The organism is Streptomyces sp. NPDC043746 (assembly GCF_056436485.1).
The window spans coordinates 398107-407752 of sequence record NZ_JBWKCM010000001.1 but is presented as its reverse complement, the minus strand read 5'-3'; the positions used below and the strand labels follow the sequence as shown (position 1 = coordinate 407752).

The window sequence follows — 9646 nt, the reverse complement described above, 5'->3', positions numbered from 1 at the left end:
TCCCCCCCCCCCTCCCCCCCACCCCCCCCCCCCCCCCCCCCCCCCCCCCCCCCCCCCCCCCCCCCCCCCCCCCCCCCCCCCCCCCCCCCCCCCCCGGCTCTGTGTCGTACGCCCCCTGGCCGCGCCTACAGCTGTCGCGCGTGCACGGCGGCCCACACCGGCCGAGGGCGAGCCGCCGCGCGCCGTCTCAGGGGGTGAGCGGCGGGCGCGGGCCCCGGGGGTCGTCGTCCGGACCTGAGGGCTCGGAGGGGGACCGTGTGCCGTCCTCGCGGATGACCTCGCCCTGGACGACCTTCCCGTCCGGCCGGTGCATCCGGGCCTGCTGGAAGGCGTCCGAGAAGCCGCCGGGGGACGCGGCCCGCATGCGGCGCTCCAGGGACTGCTCCGCCCGGCGGCTGATCAGGGTGCGGACCGGGGGGACGAGCAGGAGGAGACCGGCCGCGTCCGAGATCAGGCCGGGGATCAGGAGCAGCAGCCCACCGAGCATCAGCAGCCCGTTGCCCCGGCTGCCCCTGCCTCCGGCGACCTGCGGGGCCTCGGTGGCACCGGGCTGCCCCGGCATCTGCTGGAGGGTCTCGGTGAGGTTCCTGAAGGCGCGGCGCCCGGCGCGCTTGATCACCACGGTGCCCAGCACCGCCCCGGCCACCAGGAGCAGCAGGACGGTGAGCCCGCCCGCCGCCGAGGCGACCACGGTCAGGAGCCAGATCTCCAGGACCAGCCAGGCGGCCAGTGCCAGCGGCAGGAACCTACGGACGCGCGAGCGCCGGGGACGGATCGGGGGCGGGGTGCCGGTCGTCATGCAACCAGTGTGCCCGTACGGAGGTGGAAACGGCGTAAGGGGGTGATCATGGGCCGCCCGCACAGCAGTGACCGCGCTCGCCCCCCGTACGGACGTCGTCAGGCGCTGTCGGGCCTCTTGCGGCCCAGGACCTTGTTGGCGCGGGAGCTGATGCCCCAGCCGGTGACCCGCCACAGCGCCTCGACGAGGATGTCCCGGCTCATCTTGGAGTCGCCGACCTCGCGGTCCACGAAGGTGATGGGGACCTCGACGACGTGGTAGCCGGCCTCGACGGAGCGGCGGGCCAGGTCCACCTGGAAGCAGTACCCCTGCGAGGCGACCTCGTCGAGTCCGAGGCCCTGGAGGGTCTCGGTGCGGAAGGCGCGGTAGCCCCCGGTGACGTCGCGGACGGAGAGGCCGAGGGCGAGGCGGGAGTAGAGGCTGCCGCCCCGGGAGATGACCTCGCGGCTCTTGGGCCAGTTGACCACCCGCCCGCCGGGCACCCAGCGGGAGCCGAGGACGAGGTCGGCGCCCTTGAGCGCGGTGAGCAGCCGGGGCAGCTCCTCGGGCTGGTGGGAGCCGTCGGCGTCCATCTCGACGAGGACGCCGTAGCCGTGCTCGGTGCCCCAGGCGAAGCCCGCGAGATAGGCGGCGCCGAGCCCTTCCTTGCCCTTGCGGTGCAGGACGTGGACCTGGTCGTCGGCGGCGGCGATCTCGTCGGCCGCCTTGCCCGTGCCGTCGGGGCTGTTGTCGTCGGCCACCAGGATGTCGGCATCCGGCACGGCCGTGCGCACCCGGTCGACGATCGGCCCGATGTTCTCGACCTCGTTGTAGGTCGGAATGATCACCAGAACCTTGCCGAGCGGGCCGAACTGCCTCTGACCGCCGTCGTTCACTACTGCCCCTTAGAGTCCGTACACAGAGGGACACCATATCCAGCGCACGGCCACCGGGGGCCTACGCGGTCGTGTCTCGTGTGGCACAGGCCGGGCGGACGGACGGAACCGCGGACGGAACCGGGGCGGAACCGGAGGTTCGGGCGTGGCCGGACGTGCGGACGGAACTGCGGATCGGGGCCCGGCGCCCTTCGGGCCGACCTGGGACCCGCTGGCTGCGGGTCGACCGAGAGCCGTTGTCTACTGAACGTCCGGGCCCCACCCGGGTCGCACCCTCCGTCCGGCTGAAACCTTCCCTCGCCCCCGAGGCGCGGGCGCTGAACCTGGCTGTCAGTGGTGGTGGGCCGGTGCGGCACACCACCCCATGACCCAGCGGCGTTCGACGACTGCGTGGAGGTCCAACCGGTCGGACGTCCTGTGGTGGACCCGGCCGAACCTACCGGCCCGTGGGCGCGTTCTGTCAACACCCGTGCGACCTGCGGCTTTTGCCCAAATTGCCTGGTCAGTGCCGGGGATCCGCAGGTCGTGCACACGTGCCCGAGCCATCGATCGGCGGTACGGAATCCGCCGACGTCACTCGTTCGGGCGCACGTAGACCGTTTGTCCGGAGACCACCGTCCGCAGGCAGACCGGCAGTTCGGCGCCGGGGGTCAGATCCGGCAGTCCGGGCGTGCCGGAGCGGGGGTCGGTGGACCAGCGGGCGACCCGGTCGTCGGGGGCCTGGACCAGGAGTTCGGCGGTCCGCCAGACGGCGTAGTCGGCCGGGGCGCCCGGCACCAGCACTCCGGCGTCGTCACGGCCGATGGCCCGCCAGCCGCCCCGGGTGTGGGCGGTGAACCCGGCCCGGACGGAGATCCGGTGCTCGGGGGTGCGGTGGTGGGCGGCGGCCCGCACGGTCCCCCAGGGGTCGAGCGGGGTGACCGGGCTGTCGGAGCCGAAGGCGAGCGGGACCCCGGCGCGCAGGAGGGCGGCGTACGGGTTCAGGGTGGCCGCCCGCTCCGCGCCCAGGCGCTGGGCGTACATGCCCTCCGGGCCGCCCCAGGCGGCGTCGAAGGCGGGCTGGACGGAGGCGGTGAGGCCCAGCTCCGCGAAGGCGGCGATGGTCTCGGGGGTGAGCATCTCGGCGTGCTCCACGCGGTGGCGGGCGGAGCGGACCCTGGCCGGGCCGAGCGTCTCGGCGGCGGCCCGGACGCCTTCCACGACGGCGGTGACGGCCGCGTCCCCGATGGCGTGGAAGCCCGCCTGGAGGCCGGCCTCGGTGCAGGCGGTGACATGGGCGGCGATCCGGGCGGCGTCCAGGTGGGCGGTGCCGGTCCCCGCTCCGTCGGCGTACGGCTGGTGCAGGCAGGCGGTGTGCGAGCCGAGGGAGCCGTCAACGAAGAGGTCGCCGGCCGCGCCGATGGCGCCCAGCTCCCGGATGCGGCGGGCGCCCTTCTCGTCCGCGATCTCCTCGGCCCAGAGACCGAGGACCCGGGGCCCCGGCCGCTCGGCGGCGAGGGTCAGGAGCGCGGTGAAGTCCTCCTCGTCGGAGATCTCGGGCCCGCCGCACTCGTGGAGGGTGCCGATGCCGAGGGATGCCGCGTGGTCGAGTGCGGCGCGCTGGGCGGCGGTGCGCTGGGCGGGGGTGAGGGCGGCGTGCGCGGCGGCCCGGACGGCATGGTGGGCGTCGCCGGTCAGCGGGGCGTCGGGCCGGTATCCCGCCAGCCCGGTCACGCCCGGGACGAGGTCCAGCAGGGCGCTGGTGACGACGGCGGAGTGCACGTCGATCCGGGGCAGGTACAGGGGCCGTCCGCCGGCCGCCTCGTCGAGTTCGGCGCGCGAGGGGTGGCGCTGCTCGGGCCAGCGGGCGGCGTCCCAGCCGTGGCCGAGCAGGACGTCCCCGGTGCCGTGCCGGTTCGCGAACGCACGGACCAGGCCGAGGGCCTCGGGAAGCGTACGGGCGCCGGAGAGGTCGAGGCCGGTGAGGGCCAGACCGGTCGCGGTGGTGTGCACATGGGCGTCGGTGAACGCCGGGGTGACCAGGGCGCCTTCCAGGTCGACGACCTCGTCGACGCCGCTCGCGAAGGCGTCGGCTGCCCCTTCGGAGCCCACCCAGGCGACCTGCCCGCGCTCCACCACCATCGCGGTGGCGAACGGGTCGGCGGGACTGTGGACGTCTCCCCCGCGCAGGAGCAGGGTGCGGTGGTCGGGGGCGCTGAGGGGGCCGGTGATCTCGGTCATGGGACCAGTCTCGCGCCTGCCGGTGGCCGCGGGGTCCGCGCCCCCCTCAGATCCGCGGGGGCCGGGCCTCGTACGGGGTGGAGAGGACGACGGTCGTACGGGTCGAGACACCGGCCAGCGAGCGGATGCGGGTGAGCAGGTGCTCCAGCTCCAGCGGCGTGGCGACCCGCACCTTGAGGATGTAGTTCTCGTCCCCCGCGACGCTGTGGCAGGCCTCCAGCTCCGGCACCCCGGCCAGCCGCTCCGCGATGTCGTCGGGCGCGCTGGGGTCGAACGGCTTCACCGAGATGAAGGCGGTGAGGGGCAGCCCGACGGCCTCGGGGTCGACGACGGCGGCATAGCCGCGGATCACCCCGCGCTGCTCAAGACGGCGGACGCGCTGATGAACGGCCGAGGTGGACAGGCCCGTGGCCTTGCCCAGGTCGGTGTAGCTCATCCGCCCGTCCTTGACGAGCAACTCAACGATCTGACGGTCCAGCTCCTCCATGCGGATCAACCTATGGCCCCGGGCCCCTGTCGGCACAGTCGCACGGGTCACGGTTCGGCACCGGCGGGGCGGCATGTGACGAACACCACAGACCTACGGGTCGGTAGCGGACTCACTCGCGGTTATCGGCCGCGCGCGGAGGGAAGTGCTTGCTGTGGTCGAGGCCGTGGCGCTGTGCCGGCCCATCCGAGGGGGGAAGATCCCATGCAGAGCATGAAGCTCACCGGACGTACCGAACCGGAGCCTGTCGATCCCGACGAGGACGAAGGCGCCGACGTCTACGACATGTTCGAGATGTTCCGGGTGGTCTGCCCGGACTGCGCCCAGCCCATCGCGCTGCTGGCCGACGAGGACGTCCTGCCGGAGCACGCCCGGTGCCCCTCCCCGTGGAACCCCTTCGGGCTCACCGTCTGCTCCGGCACCGGCCGCACGGCGACGGACGCCCGGCCCGCCGACGAGACGCTGGACCCCCAGGAGCAGGAGGCGGGGCTGCTGCTGACGCTCCCCAAGGGGCTCGACTGGCGGATGCAGCCCTTCTCCCACGCCGGCGGCCCGGGCTCCCGCCCGCTGAGCGTGGACCGGATGCGGCGCGAGGCCGCCTGAGCCGCCGCCCGCGGCCGCACCCGACGTCGTACGTACGCCCCCGGGCCCTTCGCCGCACATGCGGACGGCCCGGTCCCTGCCGCACCACGACGGTCCGTCCGGCGTGGTGCCCGCAGAGCCGGTCTCCCGCGCCGGCACCGCACCCCCGGGCAGCCGCCGAACTGGCACGCGGATCAGGACGCCAGTGACCCGGGCCCGGCCCGGCGCGTTCACCCCGTATGACCACGCTGCATCCACCCGTCGGCTCGGGCCGCCGCCGACTCGCCCCTCCGGCCTCTGAAGAATCGGTTCAGCAGCCACAGCCGCTGCCCCGTTCGACCGGCAGTCCCCCGATGGCGTCCCCCGTCGACCCGCCCATCTACAGCGCTCTGCTGCGGCATTGGCAAAGCAGCGGCCGGGCGGTGCCGGGCCACCGGGACCCGGAGTGGGCCCAGGCCGCCGCACCGCCCGTGTGGCCGGACCGGCCACCGAGGGTCAGCGGGTCTCCGGACCCGCGAGGTGGCGCGCGATGACCATGCGCTGGATCTGGTTGGTGCCTTCGACGATCTGGAGCACCTTGGCCTCGCGCATCAGCCGCTCGACCGGGAAGTCGAGCGTGTAGCCGTAGCCGCCGAGCACTTGGACGGCGTCGGTGGTCACGCGCATGGCCGCGTCCGTGCAGAAGAGTTTCGCCATGGCCGCCTGGCGGGAGAAGGACTCGCCCGCGTCGCGCAGCCGGGCCGCCTCCAGGTAGAGCGCCCGGCCGGCCTCGATCTGGGTGGCCATGTCGGCCAGCATGAAGCGCAGCCCCTGGAAGTCCGCGATGGGGCGGCCGAACTGGCGGCGCCCGGTGGCGTACGCGACGGCCTCGTCCAGGGCCGCCTGGGCGAGGCCGATCGCGCAGGCGGCGATACCCAGGCGGCCGGAGTCGAGTGCGGAGAGGGCGATGGCGAAGCCCTGGCCCTCCTCACCGATGCGGCGGTCGTCACCGACCCGTACGCCGTCGAAGTTGAGCTGGGCCGTGGGCGAGCCCTTCATCCCCATCTTCTTCTCGGGGAGCGCGGCGTTCAGCCCTTCGGCGTCGCCCGGGACGAGGAAGGCCGTGATGCCGCGCGGGCCGTCGACGCCGGTGCGGGCGAGCACGGTGTAGAAGTCCGCGATGCCGCCGTGGGTGATCCACGCCTTGGTGCCGGTGATGACCCAGTCGTCGCCGTCGCGGGCGGCCTTGGTGCGCAGGGACGCGGCGTCGGAGCCGGACGCGGGTTCGGAGAGGCAGTAGGCGCCCAGCAGGCCGCCCGAGAGCATCGCGGTGAGGTGCGCGGCCCGCTGCTCGTCGGTGCCGAAGCCGGCGAGGGCGTGGCAGGCCAGGGAGTGGACGCTGACGCCGAGGCCGACGGTGAGGCGGGCGGCGGCCAGCTCCTCCAGGACCTGGAGGTAGACCTCGTAGGGCTGGTCGCCACCGCCGTGGTCGGAGCCGTAGGGAAGTCCGAGGAGGCCGGATGCGGAGAGGAGGGTGAAGACCTCGCGCGGGAAGTGCCCGGCCTCCTCCTCCTCGGCCGCCCGGGGAGCGATCTCCTTGGACACGATGTCGCGGACGAGCGCGACGAGCTGCCGGGACTCCTCGGTGGGCAGACGGCGTTCCACCGGCTGCGGGGCACGGTCGGACATGACGGCGCTCTCCTCCCTGTCGGGCGTTGCGGCGGTCGCGCGCTCGGGGTGTGAGGGGCGCCGCCGGGTGATCTCTCCCGGTGCGGGGCCGGGAAGAAACAGACTGCCCAGCCGATCCTGCCCTCCCGGGTCTCGGGGGGCACGGGGCAGCGGCTGTGGCGGGTTGAGTATGCCCGATCGGATGCCTCCCGTCACGGGGTCACGGGCTGGTCGGAGGGGACGGCGGCCACCCCGCCGACCAGCGCATTGGTCCGAACCACTGACTCAACTCGTCCGGTCCTCCTATGGCTTCCCCCGCGAGCGCCTTACCGCGCCCCTACGGAAGGGGAGGCCCGCGACCCGGCGTTCGAGCCGCACCCCCACACACCAGCCCTCCCCCGCGAGGAGCCGCGGCGCTCCCACCGCGCCGTTCCCGCGCCCGGCTCCGGGCGTTCGCGGCAAGGTGGGATGCCAGGCGGACACCCCACGCCCGGGGCGCTTTCGGCAAGGTCAGGCCCGGTTCTTCGACTGGCTGAAAACGTAGGGGAACTTCTTCGGCCAACTGGCCGACTACTGCCGCATGGGAAGAGGGCAGAACAGGCACCCCACGGGCAAGGCCGAGCCCTGGGCTGGCTATTTTGTCTCCATGCGTGCACCGGGCGGCTGGCCGACACGAGCGGCCAGGGGCCTGCTCTGCGGTGCCGCGTGTCTGATTCTCGGTGCCGTGAGCCATGTCGCGGCGGGCGGGCGGCTGCCGGGCGCGGGGGTGCTCGGCCTGCTGTTCGTCGCCCTGGCGGTACAGGGGGCGCTGCTCTTCGGCGGGCGGCGGCGCCGCTTCGACATCGTGACGCTGGTGCTGGGCGGAACGCAGTTCGCGCTGCACCACGCCTTCCACTCCCTGTCGACGCCGGGCGGGGCCCACCACCCCGCGGCGGCGTCCGGTCACGGGCACGGGCACCACCTGGCCGGCCCCTCCGGCACCGGTGGCGGGCATGCCATGGACGCCGAAATGAGCCTGGCCCATGCGGCGGCCACCCTCGGGACAGCCCTCTGCGTGATCCACGGGGAACGGGTGCTGCGGCGCCTCGCCACCCTGCTCCTCCCCCGCCCCGGCCTCCGGCAGGGCCCGTCCCCCCTCCCCTGTCTCCCCCGGTCGCGCCCGGCGCCGCCGGGGGTCGTCCGCATCCGCTTCGGGGCGCTCCTCGCCCGGTCCCGCCATCGGCGCGGGCCACCGTCGGCAGCCGTGGCCTGACGGCCTCCGCTTCCCTTCACCCGGGCAGGACCCGGTTCCCATCGGCAGGTGCACGGAGTCTCCCTCCGGCCTGCCCTCCGAGGAGCACCCATGTCTCAGACATCGCACAGACCCGACGACACAACAGCCCCGGACGCCGAGGGCCCGACGGCCGCCGGCACGGACACCGACAGCACGGACAACGGCGGCACCGGCACCCGCAGCGCGGACAGCACCGCGCAGCCCGGCCCCGGGCAGCCGCCGCCGGGCCGCTCCTGGGAGGCCGTACGGCACCTCCTGGTCCGGCTGCACTTCTACGCGGGCGTACTCGTCGCCCCCTTCCTGCTGGTGGCGGCGCTGACCGGCCTGGCGTACACGCTCACGCCCCAGCTCGACCAGCTCGTCTACGGCGACCGGCTCCGGGTCGAGCAGGTCGGGGAGGCGGTCCGGCCGCTCTCCGAGCAGATAGCGGCAGCGCGGGCCGCGTACCCGGAGGGCACCACGGCGTCGGTGGTCACCCCGCCGGGGCCCGAGGACACCACACGGGTGGTGCTCGCGGTGCCCGAGCTGGGCGAGAAGCAGCGCACGGTCTTCGTGGACCCGTACACCGCCGAGGTACGGGGTGAGCTGACGACCTGGTTCGGGTCGACGCCGCTCACCACCTGGCTCGACGACCTCCACCGCAACCTCCACCTGGGCGAGACGGGCCGCCTGTACTCCGAGGTCGCCGCGAGCTGGCTGTGGGTGGCCGTGGCGGGCGGCCTGGTCCTCTGGATCGGGCGGCGCAGCCGGGGCCGGCGTCCGAAGTCGGCCCGGGGCGTACTGCTGCCCGAGCGCGGGGCGCGCGGGGTGCGCCGGACGCGCGGCTGGCACGCGGTCACCGGGGTGTGGCTGGCCCTGGGGCTGCTCTTCCTCAGCGCCACCGGCCTGACCTGGTCGAACCACGCGGGCGAGCGGTTCGGGCGGCTGCTGGACGCGGTGAACGGGAACGCCCCGGCCCTCGACACCGCGCTCCCGGGCGCCGCGGCTCCCGTGGAGGACCACTCCGAGCACGCCGGGCACGGCGGTTTGGGCGGAGCGACGGCCGACGCCGACCCGGCCGACTTCGACGCCGCCCTCACGGCGGCCCGGAACGAGGGGCTCGGCGGCACGGTGGTGGTCAGGCCCGCGGCGGACGCGGCGAGCGCCTGGACCGTGGCGCAGAACGACAACGTCTGGCCGGTGCACTACGACCGGGTCGCCGTCGACGTGAGCACCGGCGAGATCACCTCGCGCACCCGCTGGGCCGACCACCCGGCCCTGAGCAAGCTGAGCAAGCTCGGTGTGCAGGGGCACATGGGCGTGCTGTTCGGGGTGGTCAACCAGATCGCGCTGGCGATCGTCGCCCTCGGTCTGACGGCGGTGACCGTCTGGGGCTACCGCATGTGGTGGCAGCGGCGCCCCACCCGCGCCGACCGCCGGGCCCTCGTCGGCAGGGCGCCGGAGCCGGGGGCGTGGCGGCGGCTCCCGCTGCCGGTCCTGGTCCTGGGCATCCCGGCGGTCGTCGCCCTGGGCTGGGCGCTGCCGGTGCTGGGGGTGACTCTGGCCGGGTTCCTGGTGGTCGACGCGGTGGTGGGCGCGGTGCGCCGACGGCGTACCGCCTGAGGGTCCGCTCCGGACAGGCTGTGGGGACGGCGGCCCTGTACGGACGGACCGTACGGGGCCGGCCAGGCCCGGGCCCTCCCTCCAGGGGGACCCCCCCCCCCCCACTTCCGGGGCGCAGACCACGTCGCCACCCAAACCCGAGCCCGAGGTCCCAACCACCC

General features: G+C 74.6%; 8 protein-coding genes. 3 read left to right on the top strand and 5 right to left on the bottom strand.

Going from position 1 to position 9646, the window contains the following annotated elements:
- Positions 1-187 precede the first annotated feature (187 nt).
- The 4 genes from fxsA to AC0682_RS01905 all read right to left on the bottom strand — a co-directional run bounded on the left by fxsA (position 188) and on the right by AC0682_RS01905 (position 4381).
- Complete coding sequence (gene fxsA, locus AC0682_RS01920) at positions 188-799, bottom strand: FxsA family membrane protein (RefSeq protein ID WP_478530472.1); 612 nt, start codon at positions 797-799, stop codon at positions 188-190.
- 98 nt (positions 800-897) lie between these two features.
- Positions 898-1674 carry a polyprenol monophosphomannose synthase gene (locus AC0682_RS01915; protein WP_478530471.1) on the bottom strand — a complete coding sequence of 259 codons (777 nt, stop codon included), beginning with the start codon at positions 1672-1674 and terminating at the stop codon, positions 898-900.
- A gap of 573 nt (positions 1675-2247) precedes the next feature.
- A complete protein-coding gene (locus AC0682_RS01910; RefSeq protein ID WP_254813027.1) occupies positions 2248-3894 on the bottom strand; it encodes an amidohydrolase in 1647 nt (548 codons plus the stop codon).
- Between the two features lie 46 nt (positions 3895-3940).
- Positions 3941-4381, bottom strand: a complete 441-nt coding sequence (locus tag AC0682_RS01905) for an Lrp/AsnC family transcriptional regulator (RefSeq protein WP_014044761.1) — start codon at positions 4379-4381, stop codon at positions 3941-3943.
- A 204-nt stretch (positions 4382-4585) separates the two neighbouring features.
- On the opposite strand from AC0682_RS01905, the gene AC0682_RS01900 reads away from it, so the two are divergent.
- Positions 4586-4984 (top strand): hypothetical protein, encoded by a 399-nt coding sequence (locus tag AC0682_RS01900; protein WP_254813026.1) that lies wholly within the window; start codon positions 4586-4588, stop codon positions 4982-4984.
- A gap of 474 nt (positions 4985-5458) precedes the next feature.
- Here AC0682_RS01900 and AC0682_RS01895 read toward each other — a convergent pair whose 3' ends face one another.
- Positions 5459-6631 (bottom strand): acyl-CoA dehydrogenase family protein, encoded by a 1173-nt coding sequence (locus AC0682_RS01895; protein ID WP_254813025.1) that lies wholly within the window; start codon positions 6629-6631, stop codon positions 5459-5461.
- Between the two features lie 745 nt (positions 6632-7376).
- Between AC0682_RS01895 and AC0682_RS01890 the strand changes: the two genes are divergently transcribed.
- Together AC0682_RS01890 and AC0682_RS01885 are read left to right on the top strand one after the other, a co-directional pair.
- Entirely contained in the window at positions 7377-7862 is a 486-nt protein-coding gene (locus AC0682_RS01890; protein ID WP_478530504.1) for a hypothetical protein, read from the top strand.
- A gap of 90 nt (positions 7863-7952) precedes the next feature.
- On the top strand, positions 7953-9485 hold the full coding sequence (locus tag AC0682_RS01885; RefSeq protein ID WP_478530470.1) for a PepSY-associated TM helix domain-containing protein: 1533 nt from the start codon (positions 7953-7955) through the stop codon (positions 9483-9485).
- Positions 9486-9646 lie beyond the last annotated feature (161 nt).

Excerpts from the sequence above, each read along its gene's own strand:
- fxsA (WP_478530472.1), bottom strand. The coding sequence starts at position 799 with ATGACGACCGGCACCCCGCCCCCGATCCGTCCCCGGCGCTCGCGCGTC.
- AC0682_RS01910 (WP_254813027.1), bottom strand. The coding sequence starts at position 3,894 with ATGACCGAGATCACCGGCCCCCTCAGCGCCCCCGACCACCGCACCCTG.
- AC0682_RS01905 (WP_014044761.1), bottom strand. The coding sequence starts at position 4,381 with ATGGAGGAGCTGGACCGTCAGATCGTTGAGTTGCTCGTCAAGGACGGG.
- AC0682_RS01900 (WP_254813026.1), top strand. The coding sequence starts at position 4,586 with ATGCAGAGCATGAAGCTCACCGGACGTACCGAACCGGAGCCTGTCGAT.
- AC0682_RS01895 (WP_254813025.1), bottom strand. The coding sequence starts at position 6,631 with ATGTCCGACCGTGCCCCGCAGCCGGTGGAACGCCGTCTGCCCACCGAG.
- AC0682_RS01885 (WP_478530470.1), top strand. The coding sequence starts at position 7,953 with ATGTCTCAGACATCGCACAGACCCGACGACACAACAGCCCCGGACGCC.